Origin of the sequence: Nostoc cf. commune SO-36, from assembly GCF_023734775.1 — a bacterium.
Classification (GTDB): domain Bacteria; phylum Cyanobacteriota; class Cyanobacteriia; order Cyanobacteriales; family Nostocaceae; genus Nostoc; species Nostoc commune_A.
The window spans coordinates 4,476,663-4,492,523 of record NZ_AP025732.1 but is presented as its reverse complement, the minus strand read 5'-3'; the positions used below and the strand labels follow the sequence as shown (position 1 = coordinate 4,492,523).

12 protein-coding genes are annotated in these 15,861 nt (G+C 42.7%); 9 read left to right on the top strand and 3 right to left on the bottom strand.

Going from position 1 to position 15,861, the window contains the following annotated elements; all coding sequences use genetic code 11:
• Positions 1-48 precede the first annotated feature (48 nt).
• Positions 49-1,056 carry a rod shape-determining protein gene (locus tag ANSO36C_RS20240; protein WP_190942265.1) on the bottom strand — a complete coding sequence of 336 codons (1,008 nt, stop codon included), beginning with the start codon at positions 1,054-1,056 and terminating at the stop codon, positions 49-51.
• Positions 1,057-1,429: 373 nt separating this feature from the next.
• Between ANSO36C_RS20240 and ANSO36C_RS20235 the strand changes: the two genes are divergently transcribed.
• The gene (locus ANSO36C_RS20235; RefSeq protein WP_190942266.1) at positions 1,430-1,792 is read left to right on the top strand and encodes a single-stranded DNA-binding protein; all 363 of its coding nucleotides are present in this window, start codon (positions 1,430-1,432) and stop codon (positions 1,790-1,792) included.
• An 87-nt stretch (positions 1,793-1,879) separates the two neighbouring features.
• Here the strand turns inward: ANSO36C_RS20235 and ANSO36C_RS20230 are convergent, their stop codons facing one another.
• Positions 1,880-2,620: an SIMPL domain-containing protein gene (locus ANSO36C_RS20230; RefSeq protein WP_251955961.1), complete on the bottom strand. Its 741-nt coding sequence runs from the start codon at positions 2,618-2,620 to the stop codon at positions 1,880-1,882.
• A 62-nt stretch (positions 2,621-2,682) separates the two neighbouring features.
• Here ANSO36C_RS20230 and ANSO36C_RS20225 point away from each other — a divergent pair, with 62 nt between their 5' ends.
• The 6 genes from ANSO36C_RS20225 to sds all read left to right on the top strand — a co-directional run bounded on the left by ANSO36C_RS20225 (position 2,683) and on the right by sds (position 12,367).
• Positions 2,683-2,826, top strand: coding sequence for a hypothetical protein (locus ANSO36C_RS20225; protein WP_251955960.1), 144 nt, complete (start codon positions 2,683-2,685; stop codon positions 2,824-2,826).
• Positions 2,827-2,934: 108 nt separating this feature from the next.
• On the top strand, positions 2,935-4,410 hold the full coding sequence (locus ANSO36C_RS20220; RefSeq protein WP_251955959.1) for a cation:proton antiporter: 1,476 nt from the start codon (positions 2,935-2,937) through the stop codon (positions 4,408-4,410).
• Positions 4,411-4,999: 589 nt separating this feature from the next.
• Positions 5,000-6,889 carry an N-acetylmuramoyl-L-alanine amidase gene (locus ANSO36C_RS20215; protein ID WP_251955958.1) on the top strand — a complete coding sequence of 630 codons (1,890 nt, stop codon included), beginning with the start codon at positions 5,000-5,002 and terminating at the stop codon, positions 6,887-6,889.
• A 427-nt stretch (positions 6,890-7,316) separates the two neighbouring features.
• Positions 7,317-9,218 carry an N-acetylmuramoyl-L-alanine amidase gene (locus tag ANSO36C_RS20210; RefSeq protein ID WP_251955957.1) on the top strand — a complete coding sequence of 634 codons (1,902 nt, stop codon included), beginning with the start codon at positions 7,317-7,319 and terminating at the stop codon, positions 9,216-9,218.
• Positions 9,219-9,347: 129 nt separating this feature from the next.
• Positions 9,348-10,214: a glutamate racemase gene (gene murI / locus ANSO36C_RS20205; RefSeq protein ID WP_251955956.1), complete on the top strand. Its 867-nt coding sequence runs from the start codon at positions 9,348-9,350 to the stop codon at positions 10,212-10,214.
• A gap of 1,181 nt (positions 10,215-11,395) precedes the next feature.
• Complete coding sequence (gene sds, locus ANSO36C_RS20200) at positions 11,396-12,367, top strand: solanesyl diphosphate synthase (protein WP_251955955.1); 972 nt, start codon at positions 11,396-11,398, stop codon at positions 12,365-12,367.
• Between the two features lie 412 nt (positions 12,368-12,779).
• Here sds and ANSO36C_RS20195 read toward each other — a convergent pair whose 3' ends face one another.
• Complete coding sequence (locus ANSO36C_RS20195) at positions 12,780-13,253, bottom strand: hypothetical protein (protein ID WP_251960390.1); 474 nt, start codon at positions 13,251-13,253, stop codon at positions 12,780-12,782.
• 204 nt (positions 13,254-13,457) lie between these two features.
• Between ANSO36C_RS20195 and hetZ the strand changes: the two genes are divergently transcribed.
• Both hetZ and ANSO36C_RS20185 read left to right on the top strand, forming a co-directional pair.
• Positions 13,458-14,663, top strand: coding sequence for a heterocyst differentiation protein HetZ (gene hetZ, locus ANSO36C_RS20190; RefSeq protein ID WP_251955954.1), 1,206 nt, complete (start codon positions 13,458-13,460; stop codon positions 14,661-14,663).
• Positions 14,656-15,633, top strand: a complete 978-nt coding sequence (locus tag ANSO36C_RS20185; protein ID WP_251955953.1) for a PatU — start codon at positions 14,656-14,658, stop codon at positions 15,631-15,633. Before hetZ ends, ANSO36C_RS20185 begins: the two co-directional genes overlap by 8 nt.
• Positions 15,634-15,861 lie beyond the last annotated feature (228 nt).

Here is a 15,861-nt window from a genome sequence, read left to right as displayed (position 1 = left end):
AAAACCCAAATAGAACTCAAATAGAACTCAAGTCTGATATTTTTTTTGTTACATATTGCGAGAGCTTTCGGTGACAACTCGTTCCAACTGTTTGAAGTTTTCTAACACACGACCTGTACCTAGCACAACACAGCTTAAAGGATCAGCAGCAATGTGGGTAATAATCCCTGTTTCATGGCTAATCAGGGTATCTATGCCTTTGAGCAAAGCACCACCACCCGCTAACATAATACCTCTGTCAATAATATCTGCGGCCAGCTCTGGCGGTGTGCGTTCCAGTGTCCGCTTCACAGCTTCTATAATTACTGATAGCGGTTCCAACATACTTTCACGGATTTCTGGGGCTTTGATTGTTACAGTTCGCGGTAGACCAGAAAGCAGGTGTAAGCCTCGGACTTCCATCATCGCCTCATTATCATCATTAGTGGGATAGGCAGAACCAAGCCGAATCTTGATATCCTCGGCAGTACGTTCACCAATGACTAAGTTATGAACTTTCTTAATATACTGAATGATTGATTCAGTCAGTTCATCGCCAGCAATGCGTACTGATTCACTAATTACCGTACCCTGGAGACTCAGCACTGCAACTTCTGTTGTGCCACCACCAATATCGATGATCATGTTGCCAGTGGGTTCCGCAACAGGTAATCCTGCACCAATAGCCGCAGCTACAGGTTCATCGATTAAATACACTTTTCTTGCTCCTGCTTGGTGAGCTGCATCCATCACAGCTCGCCTTTCTACTCCGGTCACGCCACTAGGAATACCAATAACAATCCGGGGTAAAATCAAAGACCTACCTTCATTTACACGCTGAATAAAGCTTTTCAGCATTAGCTCGGCTATATCAAAGTCAGCAATTACACCATCCCGCAAAGGGCGGAGAGCAATTACATTTCCAGGTGTGCGACCGAGCATTTTTTTGGCTTCTTCTCCTACTGCTAGTGCTACCTTTTCGTTGACATCGATAGCAACTACAGAAGGTTCTTGTAGTACAATACCTTTACCAGATACATAAACTAGGGTGTTTGCGGTACCGAGGTCGATACCCATGTCCCATGATGTGCGAAAGTTCCTAAAAATACCCACGCGTCTGTAAGCCCCCTATGTGCGCTACTTCTTGACTACAACGGTAAGAATTAATCGTGCTTGATTCGATTATGTTTGTATCCTGAGTTGAGTAAACTAGATTATATTTTTATATGATTCCCAAGAATATTTAGTATGTCTCAAGCTCCGTACTTTTTGATATTCTCTGGTTAACTTAGTATATCCGTATAATTTTATGTGTTTCTCCAAATAGTGTGTATAAATTTTCAAGTCAATTATATTGTTAACTGTTTAACACATTATTTTCAAGTGTTTCACAATTCGCTATGATGAAAGTCGGAATTGCTAAGTACATTTGTACTGAAAGGTAACGTAGATGAGTATTAATATTGTCACCCTTGTTGGCCGTGTAGGCAGCGACCCTGATATAAAGTATTTTGAGTCTGGCAGTGTTAAGTGTAGATTGACACTTGCGGTCAAAAGGCGATCGCGCAACAGCGATGAACCTGACTGGTTCACGTTGGAATTATGGGATAAGACGGCTGAGGTAGCAGGTAATTATGTCCGTAAGGGGAGTTTAATCGGCATAAAAGGTTCCTTAAAGTTTGACACATGGAGCGATCGCCAAACAGGAGCAAATCGTTCTACGCCAATCATTAGAGTAGATCAACTAGATTTACTAGGCTCTAAGCGAGATGGAGAGGGCAGTGCAGGTGATATGTCTTCAGAACATTTTTAATTTGGCATTGGGCATGGGGCATTGGGTATTGGGCATTGATTATTAGTCCTTTGCCCTCACAAATGACAAAGGACAAAGGACTAATGACTAATAACTAATTTGCAATGTCACTGATGCTTCTACTTGCTGTTCCCCACCGATTACAGGGGTGGAATTATCAGCTGACTTTGCAGCTTCAGCCCGTAAAAACATGGGTGGTGGAGGCGCAGTAGCATTATTAACTTGAATGCTCACTACTTCTTTGGATTTAAAACCCAAGGCACTGAAAACGGCATCAGCTTGCTGTTGGGCATCTTGGGTAGCTTCTTTTAATGCTTGTTTTTGCGCTAAGGCGATCGCTTCATCATTCGCAACAAAACTAATGCCATTAATTTGTGTTGCACCCGCTTTTACTGCATCATCCAATAATGTCCCAGCTTGCTCGGTAGGAATACTAAAACTTACAGTGTTATTGGCAGCATAGCCTGTAATCCGTTGCACATTATCGGTGTAGCTGTAAACTGGGTTGAGCCGGATACCAGTAGTTTGTAATTTTTCAACATTTTTGCTCTTGAGAAAGGCAACTACAGCAGATGACCTCCGGGCAGCTTCTTGCTGTACTTCCTGTGCTGTTTTCCCTTGAATTTCTACTCCTAAACTTACTTGTGCCAGGGTTGTAGGAATTGTTTCCACTCCACGACCACTGACACTAAGGGTTCGCCATAATCTATCCTTTTCTTGTGCAAATGCAGGTAGTACGAAAGTTGCACATAAAAGCATCGTTAAAGGCAGTATTTTCCACAAATTTCCAGATGGAAATTGAGAACCGGGTAAAGCGGCTCTAGTCATAATATTTGCACTCCTCAAAGTATCCACAGATGTTTTGAATAAACGTATGTAGCAATCTTGCGATGGCTGTTGAAAGTCAACAGCTACCACAAGTTTTTCACAACTCAAGTGCGATCGCTAGATACGATTTGTATGTTCTTACTTTGACACTGCGATCGTCAAAAGCTGAAATGGTTACATTTTTGGAAACTAAAAAACTACACTAATTGGGTTGACAAATAGCACAAGATAATAATCAAGAAATGCAATAGCGTCTCCATAGGATGTTTTTCAGAAACGCGTCAGAATCAAAGAGAAGGATTTTCAGAGAACCTATGCATTTGTTAGATCCAATCAACTTCTCTTTTCCTCTGTTGGCTACCGCAACAGAAGCCGCAGACAGTTCAATGGTAGTAGCAGCAGTGCTACTGAGCTTAGTAGTAGTTTATCTTGCCAGCAAAGTTGGTGGAGAGTTATCAAACCTAGTGGGTTTGCCGCCTGTCTTAGGCGAACTGCTAGGTGGTGTGGTAGTTGGTATCTCTGTTTTCCACCTTTTGGTTTTTCCAGAAGGCGGTACAGACAGTTCTAACTCTTTAATCATGTCCTTCCTGCAAACCACTGCTGGTTTAGCGCCTGAAGCCACTCCAGCCGTGTTTGCAGCGCAGTCCGAAGTTGTTTCTGTTTTGGCAGAATTGGGTGTGATCATTCTGCTGTTTGAAATCGGCTTAGAATCAAATTTAAAAGATTTAATGGCTGTTGGTATTCAAGCCACCGTCGTCGCAATAGTTGGGGTAGTAGTACCCTTTGCTGCTGGGACTGTGGGACTGATGACTTTGTTTGGGATTGGGGCTGTGCCTGCAATTTTTGCAGGGGCGGCTTTGACTGCCACTAGTATCGGTATTACTTCCAAGGTGCTGTCTGAGTTGGGGCGACTCAATTCTAAAGAAGGGCAGATTATTTTGGGTGCTGCCGTAATTGATGACGTACTGGGAATCATCGTTTTAGCGGTAGTTGCTAGCCTAGCTAAAGACGGTGTGGTGGATGTCAGCAAAGTTATTTATTTGATTATCAGCGCCACTGGTTTTATTTTGGGAGCAATCCTACTAGGCAATGTTTTCAATAAATCCTTTGTGGCGATCGCTGATAAACTCAAAACACGCGGTGGACTGGTAATACCAGCATTCATCTTCGCTTTTGCTATGGCATACCTTGCCGCCGTCATCCACTTAGAGACAATTTTAGGAGCTTTTGCAGCTGGTTTAGTTTTAGAAGAGACAGATAAGCGCAAAGAGCTGCAAAGACAAGTCTGTCCTATTGCTGATATGTTAGTGCCAATTTTCTTTGTGACTGTTGGGGCAAAAACCGATTTGGGAGTTTTAAACCCAGCAATTCCCGACAATCGGGAAGGTCTGATTATGGCAACTTTCCTGATCATAGTAGCCATTCTCGGTAAAGTGATCACAGGTTTCAGCGTGTTTGGTCTACCGGGAATTAACCGTTTAGCGATCGGTGTCGGGATGATTCCTAGAGGCGAGGTTGGGTTAGTGTTCGCTGGTGTTGGCGCTGCCAGTGGCGCTCTCTCGAAACCATTAGGGGCAGCAATTATCATGATGGTTATTTTGACAACCTTTTTAGCTCCTCCTTTGTTACGATTTGTGTTTCCAGATCCAAAAACCGTGGACGGAAGCTCAGAGCAACTAATTTTAGACGGTTCCTCTGGGACACTGGTAATTGAACCACCTCAGTTAAGGGTTCCAGCATCAAATGACAGGGATAATTTGGAAGTAACCCCTGAATCTAGCGATCGTTAATCTTTGGAAATGAGGAATTGGGAATGGGGCATTGGGAAGAGATAAAGAAGAAACTTGTTTAATATAATTCCCCCTCTTACCCATTTCCCAATTATGCAGTGGAAACTTCTCTCGCCAAATCTCCGTCCCGTGTGATTGTAAAATAATCGTTTGTTTCTAATTTCTACCAGCATTCAAAATGTTAGTTATTTCTACTCGCCCTTAGCTTGTGAGCTTTTATCTAAATATTTTCTAGATAATTAAGGGATAACACCGATAAATTTTGCTAGATCATCTGACAGTAATGGGAATTATTCATTTAGTGCATCAATGACAGCAAAAAACAAACACTTATCAGTAAACAGCTATCAATTATCAGTTTTTTAGCTTTATTGGGAGTCAAAATCCCCCACCTTTACAGGTGGAAGGTTTCGCATGGGGATTTACACTGAACATGAAACCTGATAATTGAATTTTAAGTGTGTCTTAATAGCAGCTTAAAAATCAAAAAAGGCATCTGAGTTCAAGTTTAGGTGGTGACAATGTGAAGGATTTACCAATGAGTTGAGATGTTGACGGCTCCCATGAACGTGAATTAGGAGAAAGGACTGTGAAATTACACTGGTTACTACCCAGCACAATTGGAACTATCTTCATGCTATCGTCGCCGGCAATGGCTGCGAAACTTGAATCTTGGCGCTTTGATGCCAATCAAAACAAGCTGGAAATTAATACTGTGGGAGCAGTTCAGCCCCAGGCACAACTAATTTTCAATCCGACTCGGCTAGTAATTGATTTGCCAGGAACTACATTTGGTCGTCCACAGCTAACACAACAAATCGGTGGTGGAATTCGCTCGATCCGTGTTGGGCAGTTTGATGTAGAAACAACACGGATAGTTGTTGAACTGACCCCTGGTTATACTTTAGACCCTAAACGAGTACAATTTGTTGGTACAACTGGCGATCGCTGGACTGTGCAATTACCTAGACCCGAAATTGACAAAGCAGCATCCCCTCCCAGAAGTGTTTACAGTGTAGTTACCCCAAACTCTGAACCTCAACCCAATATTTCAAGGGTTGCCACTACTACACGAGGGGCGACTCAAATTGAGAACTTACAAGTAACAGGCGATGGGTTGTTCATTCGTACCAGTGGTGGTAATCCGCCAATTCAGGTAATTCGCAGCCGCGATCGCGCTACCATTTTTGTAGATATCTCTGGCGCATCTTTATCACCACGTTTAGCACAGCAGAGAAATATACCCATCAACAAATATGGTATTAGTCGCGTCGAATTCACCTCGTTGCAAACCCAACCTCCTGGCGTTCGCTTGACTTTACGGGTTGATAAAAATAGCCCAGACTGGCGAGTAACTAATAGTAACAGTGGTGGCTTAGTAATTTTACCTAGTCGTGTTGTCACCTTGCCTGGGAGTAATAATTTAAACAACCTATCGGACAATCAATCACAACCACCGTCCTTTCCTAGTAGACCGTCTGCCGACAACTCGCCAGCAACAATTGAGTCTGTGCAACTGGCTGATAATGGCACACAACTGCTAATTAGAGGCAACCAACCTTTATCCGCTACGGGAACCTGGGATAGAACCTCTGGTATCTTCCGCGTCACAATTACTAATGCCAAGTTAGCACCTAGAGTTACAGGGCCTACTTTTGCTGCCAATAGCCCCATTCTGCGAGTACGTCTGCAACCCCAACAACCCAATACTGTCGTTGTCTTGATTCAACCAGCAGGTGGAGTGCAACTTGGGCAACCCACGCAAATCAGCGACCAGCTTTTGGCTCTACCAATACAAGGCTCTCGGCGAATTGTTGCCCTCCCTGGAAGACCCCGCTTTGCTTTACCTGGGCTACCACCGCCAAACCGAGGGCCATTCCCAGACCCAAATAATCCCAATCCTCAGCCCTCAATACAACCACAACGCCCGATTACCAATGGACGAGTGGTAGTCCTCATTGACCCTGGACATGGCGGTAAAGACCCTGGAGCAGTAGGTCTTGGAGGATTACGCGAAAAGGATATTATTTTGTCTATTGGCAAAAGAATAGCTCAAGTTTTGCAGCAAAATGGCGTACAGGTAGTTATGACGCGAGATTCTGACTATTTCGTTACCCTTCCAGGACGGGTGCAGTTAGCAGAGCGAGCGAATGCTGATATATTTGTTAGCATTCATGCTAATGCAGTCGGGCCGGGTCGTTCGGATGTCAGTGGCTTAGAAACGTATTATTACGGCAGTGGTTTAGGTCTAGCTCGCACTGTCCATAACAGTATTCTTCAAAATGTAAATGTCAGAGATAGGGGAGTGCGGCGAGCCAGATTTTTTGTCCTCAGAAAAAGTTCTATGCCTTCTATTCTCGTAGAAACAGGTTATTTGACTGGTCGAGATGATAACGCTAAACTCAGAACCTCAGCTTATCAAAATCAAATGGCAGATGCGATCGCTCGTGGCATCCTTCAGTATCTAAAGAGAAGATAAGTAATTTGGTCTAAATTATTGAGTAAATACATCTAATCTTTACCATTTTAGTAGTAAAACAATTTAAGTATTCTTGCGGCGGAATAGGAGTAGCTTCTTTGTTATTGTCATCTGATGCTTTGCAAGTCAACAGATTTTGGATTTAGGGTAACGCGATGTTTAGTCTGGCATAACCGAAAATTGCCACTCTAAAAAACGCTCGGTAACTCGCTAAAGCTTCGCTATCGGCAATCTAAAATCTAAAGTTGGTAGTCAAATTTATCTAGGCTAATAACATGGCAAAATCAGAGGAGCGTGCTATATTTTACGCCATTAGCTGTGTCTTAATAACAGCGCAAAACTCAAGTGTGCGTGGTGACGGTGTGAGGATTTGCCAATATGTTGAGATGTTGACGGCTCCCATAAATGTGAATTAGGAGAAAAGACTGTGAAATTACGCTGGTTACTATCCAGTACTATTGGAACCATCTTCATGCTATCGTCGCCCGCAATGGCCGCGAAACTAGAATCTTGGCGTTTTGATGCTAATCAAAACAGGCTAGAAATTAATACTCTCGGGAATGTTCAACCCCAAGCACAATTAATTTTTAACCCTACTCGTTTGGTAATTGATTTGCCAGGAACCACATTTGGGCGTCCTCAGCTAAACCAACAGGTGGGTGGTGCAATTCGTTCAATCCGTATTGGGCAGTTTGATGTAGAAACAACACGCATCGTAGTTGAAATTACTCCTGGTTATACTTTAGACCCCAAACGAGTACAGTTTCTCAGTACAACAGGCGATCGCTGGACAGTACAATTACCTATGCCAGAACCTGAGAATGTACCCTCAAAAAATACTGAGGGGCAGCCAGGAGAAGCTATAGCCACACAAACTTCTCCGAGAATATCTACGCCAACATTCCCCCCCAGGAATATTTACAATGTAATAACGGCAGGTTCTGTGAAACCACTGAACAACGGAACGGTTATCGCCAGGGCTACTCAAATTGAGAGCTTACAAGTCACAGGTGATGGTTTTTTTGTCCGTACAAATGGTGGTAATCCTCAGATTCAGGTAAATCGTAGCAACAATCAAAAAGCAATTAACATCGACATTGCTGGCGCAACTTTATCACCAAGTCTAGAGCAGCGAGATTTGCCGATTAATCGCTATGGTGTCAGCCGTATCCAGTTCACCCAACTGCAAACCAGCCCATCTCTTGTTCGCCTGACTTTGCAGGTGGATGAAAATAGTCCAAATTGGCGAGCAACTACTAGCAGTGTTGGTGGTTTTGTGATTCTACCTAGTCGTGGCGTTGTGCAGTTGCCTGGAAATAACAGTCCGCGCCCTATACCATCTGCTAACACCTCAACTGCAACCATTCAGTCTGTGGAACTGGCTAATAATGGTACACAACTGCTGATTCGAGCCGACCAAGCTTTATCTGCTATCGGAGGCTGGGATAGAACTTCTGGTCTGTTCCGCATTTCTATTAACAATGCTAAGTTGGCTCCCAAGGTAACAGGCCCTACTTTTAATCCTAATAGCACTATATTGCGAGTCCGCCTGCAACCACAAGAATCTAATACTGTTAACGTCTTAGTTCAGCCAGCAGCCGGAGTGCAAATTGGCGAACTCAACCAAGTTAGCGACCAGCTTTTAGCTTTACAATTACAACGCGTTAGTAGCATCACACCGCCCATTACTTTACCTTCTCTGTCATCGCCAGACCAAGCTCAATTACCAAATCCCACAGATAATCCCCGTCCAATTTCCCAGCCACGGCCACGTCCCTCGGCTCCTAAAGGGAAATTGCTAGTAGTTATTGACCCAGGACATGGTGGAAAAGACTCAGGCGCTCCTGGTCTGGGCGGACTTTTAGAAAAGGATGTAATTCTGCCCATTGGTAAAAGGGTAGGAGCAATTTTAGAGCAAAATGGTGTACAAACAGTGCTAACGCGGGATGCCGACTTTTTCGTCGAGCTTCAAGGACGGGTAGACATTGCCAAACGAGTTAATGCGACTTTGTTTGTCAGCATTCACGCTAATTCTGTTGAGAATCGCCCTGATGTTAATGGTTTAGAAGTATATTATTACGATAGCGGTTATGCTCTGGCTGAAGTAGTTCGTAAAAGCATCCTTCAGGAAATCGGTACTATCAAAGACCGGGGAACCCGCAAAGCCAGATTCTACGTTCTCAGAAAAAACTCCATGCCTTCGATTTTGGTAGAAACAGGCTATATGAGTGGTTATGAGGATAATCCCAGATTGGGAACACCAGAATATCAAAATCGGATGGCAGAAGCGATCGCTCGTGGCATCCTAAAATACTTGCAGCAGAGGTAATATAGTACAAATTACTAATTAAAGAGGTGGTATTTAAACTTCTTTTACGCGTAGAATTTAGTGGTCAATTTGAAGATTGTCTGCTAAATTCTGTATTTTAAATCCCAAAACCTAAATTTATATCTGCCTGTGCATTCATCTTCCATTTTTGAAGGAAATCTTGACGATTTTTCTAATCAAGAACCCCAACGTGCCCCAATTGGCATCTTTGATAGTGGTGTGGGTGGACTGACGGTATTGCGACAACTATATCGCCAACTCCCCAATGAATCAATTGTTTATTTTGGGGATACAGCCCGACTTCCTTACGGAATTCGTTCGCAAGCAGAAATTTTACGATTTACGCGTGAAATTATTACCTGGCTACAACAGCAGCAGGTAAAAATGGTGATTATGGCTTGCAACACCAGTTCTGCTTTAGCCCTAGAAACCGTGCGTCAAGAATTTAGCATACCTATTTTGGGAGTAATCCTACCGGGTGCAAAAGCTGCGGTGCAGCAAGGAAAACGCATTGGTGTAATTGCTACTCCAGCTACAGCTAAGAGTAATGCTTATAAGCACGCTATTCTCGAAATTGCTCCCGATGTCCAAGTGTGGCAAGTTGGATGTCCAGAGTTTGTGCCACTTATTGAGCAAAATCGCATTCACGATCCTTACACTGCTGAAGTAGCAAGATCCTACCTAGAGCCTTTATTAGAGCAAGAAATTGACACCCTAGTTCACGGCTGTACTCATTATCCCCACCTTACACCAGTATTGCGATCGCTCCTTCCTTCTCAAGTTCAGTTGGTTGACCCAGCTGTTCATGTTGTGGCAGCTTGTGCCCAAGAGCTAGACTTACTAGGTTTAAGAAATACTCATCTACCATTACCAACGCGCTTCGCTGTCAGTGGTTGTCCGAAACAGTTTTCCCAGTCAGGAGTGCAGTGGTTAGGTTATACCCCAATGGTTGAAGAGGTTTCCTTCACTGATATCGCTATTTCCCAACTCCAATAAAAATAATAAGTCCTTAGTCCTTGAATCAAAACAAATGACCAAGGACGAAGGACAAATGACTATTGACTATTTACTGATATCTCCTGCTTATGTTTTCCCTCAGCAGATGAAGGGAAACTTGTAGGAACAGTCTTTGTACCCGTTCGCTTTGCCAGTGCTAATAACAGGTAGACCGTGAACAAATATCCAGAGGCTAAAATAAAAATCATCATAGGCATACTTCCGTAAATCATTGTTCTACTAGCACCCTTTTAAAACGAATATAAAATTACATAAAATTAGTAGAACCTTAGCCACACAAGTGCATTCTTGATGGCTGTAGTTTCATAATGCTAAAATTGCCTATAGAGATAAAATCCTCTAAGGACAAAAAATTTATTATCTAATACAACTTTTTGCAGACCATAGCTCGCACAGCAGTTACGTTGCCGTTTAGCAATCGAAAACTACGATTCTCAGCGGTCTACTTGATCTGCTTTATTTTTGCTCAAACTGCTGTGAAAAGAGCAATGTTTGCGCTCAACGTGCGCTTAAGACGTGTAGCGGCTTCCCATAGGGATATCACACAGCTCCAAACCAGGAGTTTTGCCTATCGTAGGAAAAATTAAAGGAACTATTACCTTAATCTAACCGACGAATATTTATTTTAGACTCACAAAACCAACTAGGTAAAATCAACTAGTAGCTGATTTACTTTTGGGGTGTGAATATCTGAAAAATTTAAAATTCCTATATTTTAGCGTAACACAATGACCTTGAATTTGAAGCCCAATCGGCTGCTAAATTTGAAATTTTTTGAAGAACTAGACTTCAGTGCAGGAGAAATTTAGTCTTACCTATGGGCGACAAATTTAAATCACATCTTTATTTGTCAATAAGTAATATTGCTTAAATTATGTTTTTACTGTAGCGTAAACGTCAGAGAGGAAACTACTTAACATAATTCAGGCTGATATTTGTTTTTTCATCCTGATAATTCAGGTTTTGAGTTATTTTAAAACCTGAATTATCAAAACTTAAGTACAATTACTTATTGACAAATTCATTGGCAACCCTAATTATCACCCATAGACTCATAAATGTGGGATTACCTGATGAAAACTTTGCGCTGGCACAGGGTTATCTTAAAATGAGTATAGGATATGTAAACTTTCGTAACCTAAGTCAGAGTCCGCCCATCCATGACCCCAGCCACCTCCCTGTTTACCCCTGTGGAAGCAGACCTGCGACTACTAGCAGATAACCTAAAACAGCTAGTTGGAAATCGCCACCCCATTCTGTTTGCAGCAGCCGAACATTTATTCGGAGCTGGGGGAAAGCGTATCAGACCAGCAATTGTCCTGCTAATATCGCGGGCAACAATGTTAGAACAAGATATTACACCGCGTCATCGCCGCCTAGCTGAGATTACAGAAATGATTCACACAGCAAGTTTGGTACATGACGATGTGGTAGATGAATCAGACGTGCGGCGAGGCGTCCCTACCGTTCATAGTTTGTTCGGGAACCGCATTGCCATCTTAGCAGGAGATTTTCTCTTTGCCCAATCATCCTGGTATTTAGCAAACTTGGATAATTTAGAGGTGGTGAAACTACTCTCAGAAGTCATTATGGATTTGGCTACTGGGGAGATTCAGCAGGGACTGAATCGTTTTGATGCTAGTATCTCTATTGAAACTTACCTCCAGAAGAGTTATTACAAAACAGCTTCTTTAATCGCCAACAGTTCTAAAGCCGCTGGATTGCTAAGTGAAGTATCACGAGAAACTGTTGAGCATCTGTATAGCTACGGTCGTCATTTTGGTATCGCATTTCAAATTGTTGATGACATTCTAGATTTCACTAGTACAACAGATACCTTGGGTAAACCAGTGGGGTCGGATCTCAAAAGTGGTAATCTGACTGCACCCGTTTTATTTGCTTTAGCCCAAAAACCATCTTTGGAAGTGCTGATTGAGCGAGAGTTTGCCCAAGAAGGGGATTTAGAGCAAGCACTAGCACTGATTCAAGATAGTCAAGGTATACAGCAGGCAAGAGATTTGGCTGCTCACCATGCTAAGTTGGCAATTGAACATCTTGCAGTTCTCCCACCCTCAGAATCTCACCAGGCATTGATTAACATAGCTGAGTACACACTGAGTCGCCTCTATTAAATCAGCTATCAAGTAGAAAGTGGGAATTTAGGTATAGGGTGTATTACAGCTTCCGTAATGCACCGGAAACCTGAAATATCGTATTGCGCTAACGCCTAAACACACATTAGAGCAGTTTTACATTTAATTCAACCCACCTTTTTACTAGGTAGAAAGTGGAGTTTTTTATTTGGAACTTCTTAAGTGTAAAATCTGGTTCACTAGGAAACTAAAAATTTAAAACTGAAAAATGTTCACTGAGAACTGTTTTTTTTAAAATTTTAAGTTTCACCAAGAGTTGAGTTAGTAGCATGGTGTAAGTGAAAGAAAAAATTTCTTTTTTTACTAATTTAGAAAACTTTTTTCAAAGAATTTAAGATTTAAAAATTTGGATGTGGGATTGTATCTAAAAAACCCCACATCCAAATTTTTTCTATGCAATATCAGGGGGTATCTGTTTAGGCGATCGCTGCTGTCGTAACTGTTGCTGTATGAGTTTCTCTAGTTCAGTTCGCCGAACTTCGACGGTATGAGTGGTCTTACCCGGCGTTTCCAAAAAAACGATACTATCTACGGGTTCTAATGCCACCATTTGGAACAAAATATGGGTGACAGGAGTAATTTTAGCTAGCATTTGAGGGTCAAGCCCAGCAGGGGAAATTAGAGAGACATCCTGTATGGTAGGGAAAGCGTAAATCACACGCTTTTCCAATCCTGGATTAGCACGATTGCTCAATGTAGTTAAAACCCACCTTGACTCCGAATTTTGGAGAATATAGTACTGGGAGTAGCGTAATTTTTGAGCGATCGCTCTAAGGGCAGGAGCAATTGCTGCAACAAGATGTGGTGTCATACCATCGCGGGGTGCATTGTCAATCAGCAATTGAATTTGTGCTTCTAAATCCATAATTACTTGTATACGACTCTTGGGTAATGGCAATAACATCTATCAAGTGTGAACAATCCCATCAAAATTGGGAATAATAAAATCAGCCATATCCTCAATAGTAGGATTGGTCTGCGTTTAGCTTATACGTAAAACCGAACAAGCCAATACCCACAGTCCTACAGGTTGTATTTAAATACTTAGGGTCTTTTGAAAACTGAGACTATGAATTCAGCCGCAACCGCAACTATTCCATCTGCAACTATTCTGGGAGAAAATTCTACAGGCGTGGAGGTGATCTTTCAACTCTTGTCCAAGGAGTTTCAGCAGTCAACCAAAGCTTCGGAACAAAATTGCCACGATGTAGCAAGACGTATCACCACCGAAGTCTACCGGATTTGTCATGAAAGCAAACGTATCCAAGCTTCTGGAACTGTAGAAAGCTCGGCGATGACCCTAGCTCGGCATCGGCTGCAACAGTGTCTCAGGTACTATCAGTTGGGTTCAAATCGGGGCAGGGTCGAATTACACAGTACTCTGAGTGCAATTGTTTATCGATACATTAATCCACCTCAGAAGCAATTGAGCTATCAAGGGCGGCTGACAATAATTGAAGATTTTCTCCAGAGTTTTTATTTAGAAGCGTTGAACGCTTTCCGGCGAGAAAATCAACTTGGTGCCACTTATCGCCCGCAAACGCTCTTGGAATTGTCCGAGTACATGGCATTTACCGAGCGCTACGGCAAGCGACGCATTCCCTTACCAGGCCGTCAGCAGCAGCTAATTATTCTGCGGGCACAAACTTTTTCCCAACAGCAGCCCCCAGAAACCAGCGTAGATATAGAACAAGCTTCAGAGGGTAGCAATAATGAAGGTGATGGTTCTTGGGAAGAGCCAGCAGTTCACCAATTGCGCTCCACAATGGCAACGCAAGCCGAACCCGAACCCGAAGAAGACACCTTGCGCTCTGTTGTGGTTACGGAATTAATGAATTATCTCGAACAGCGGCAACAATCTGACTGCGCTGATTATTTTTCCCTCCGCCTCCAGGATTTATCAGCACAGGAAATTGAGTCGGTTTTAGGTTTAACCCCTCGTCAGAGAGATTATTTGCAACAGCGCTTTAAGTATCATTTGATTCGGTTTGCCCTGTTGCACCGTTGGGAATTAGTTCACGAATGGCTGGAAGCTTCTCTGCACACCAATTTGGGCTTAACTCCCCAGCAATGGCAAGTATACACAGCACAACTGGACAATAAGCAACGGTCTTTATTAGAGTTGAAGCAACAAGGACAAGCTGATGAAAAAATAGCAAAAACTTTAGGGCTGTCAATGGCACAACTGCAAAAACGATGGTTTAAGATTCTTGAGCAAGCTTGGGAAATTCGTAACTCATTAGTTTCCGGATCAGGTGCATCTACTCATGAATAGTGACTCAGAATCCTTACAATCTCAGTATCTCGGTTGGTTATTGACAGATGATGTCAAAAATACTGACCAATCTGTAGAATGTGAGGAAAATGACGGGGTAAAAAACCTCCACAATGAAGCTACTGCTTCAAAAAGCAGTGAGCCAAAATTGGGAGGAACGCCCCAGACCTTTCAATTAGGAGAAATTCCTACTGTGCTAGATCGTTTCCAAACTGTCCTTAAAAATCGGTTACAAATTCAAGCCCAAGACCACCCACCATTATTTCCTTGGGAAACACAATTAACCGAATATCCTGATTTTGTTGATGAGCCGTCAATGACACTCGTTCCTAGCTGGGGATGGATGGTACAACAGTCAAAGTTGACCTTACCGACTCGGTTGCCGGAAAGAGTTTTCCAGCAATTGCTAGAACAGTGTCAGGCATTGGTGACATCTTCTGTGCCGTTGGGGGCAAAATTAGTTCAAGTGGTGGAGAACTTTTTTCCCAACGAGTCTCAAGCATTAAACGATATCGCTGGATTGGTGCTAAGAAGCACCTATCGATCTGTAAGTACTCTGGAGACAATGCCTGCTATTCAGAGCGATTACTCAGATTTACAACCGCGTCAACAGATGGCTTTGTCGTTGCTAGCAGCTAAACAACTGCTGGAAAACCTGACTCTACCACTTTCAGCAACCAGTCCAGTGGTGGAAAGAGAATGGTTAACCAGTGTTGGTGCTTTGAACATCAGAGTAGAGTACCAGTCTTTAGGTAAACTTACGAAGTTACTTGTTCAGGCTGAGTTACCCGTTAAAGGAAGTTTGACGCTGCGGGGAAGTGGCACCTTAGCAATGACAACTTCTTCGACTTCGGGATATTTAAATGTAGAGTTAGGCTGCGAACAACTTAACCCAACTTATACCCTGGAAGTTGAGTTTCCCGAAATAGACGAACAGCCATTGTTGTTTGTCATTAATCCCACGATTTAGTTTAAATTGCCACCGCTAGCACACTATGTCAATCAACGCCGATATATATTAAGAGGATTTTCCTGGTTTTGAAGTTTATCCTATTTTTCAACAAGCGGTCATTGGGGTGTCTACGAGAAGCAGTTATTACAAAGACACAGAGACGCCGGGATATGGGGACATGGAGATATTGAGAAAGTATTTGATTATTTCTCGATTCACCGCGTCACCCATTTCTCGTTTCTCTCC

What these genes read in the sequence shown, in the direction of transcription:
- ANSO36C_RS20235 (WP_190942266.1), top strand. Translation starts at nt 1,430, where the DNA reads ATGAGTATTAATATTGTCACCCTTGTTGGCCGTGTAGGCAGCGACCCT.
- ANSO36C_RS20225 (WP_251955960.1), top strand. Translation starts at nt 2,683, where the DNA reads ATGGCTGTTGAAAGTCAACAGCTACCACAAGTTTTTCACAACTCAAGT.
- ANSO36C_RS20230 (WP_251955961.1), bottom strand. Translation starts at nt 2,620, where the DNA reads ATGACTAGAGCCGCTTTACCCGGTTCTCAATTTCCATCTGGAAATTTG.
- sds (WP_251955955.1), top strand. Translation starts at nt 11,396, where the DNA reads ATGACCCCAGCCACCTCCCTGTTTACCCCTGTGGAAGCAGACCTGCGA.
- ANSO36C_RS20185 (WP_251955953.1), top strand. Translation starts at nt 14,656, where the DNA reads ATGAATAGTGACTCAGAATCCTTACAATCTCAGTATCTCGGTTGGTTA.
- ANSO36C_RS20220 (WP_251955959.1), top strand. Translation starts at nt 2,935, where the DNA reads ATGCATTTGTTAGATCCAATCAACTTCTCTTTTCCTCTGTTGGCTACC.
- hetZ (WP_251955954.1), top strand. Translation starts at nt 13,458, where the DNA reads ATGAATTCAGCCGCAACCGCAACTATTCCATCTGCAACTATTCTGGGA.
- ANSO36C_RS20195 (WP_251960390.1), bottom strand. Translation starts at nt 13,253, where the DNA reads ATGGATTTAGAAGCACAAATTCAATTGCTGATTGACAATGCACCCCGC.
- ANSO36C_RS20240 (WP_190942265.1), bottom strand. Translation starts at nt 1,056, where the DNA reads ATGGGTATCGACCTCGGTACCGCAAACACCCTAGTTTATGTATCTGGT.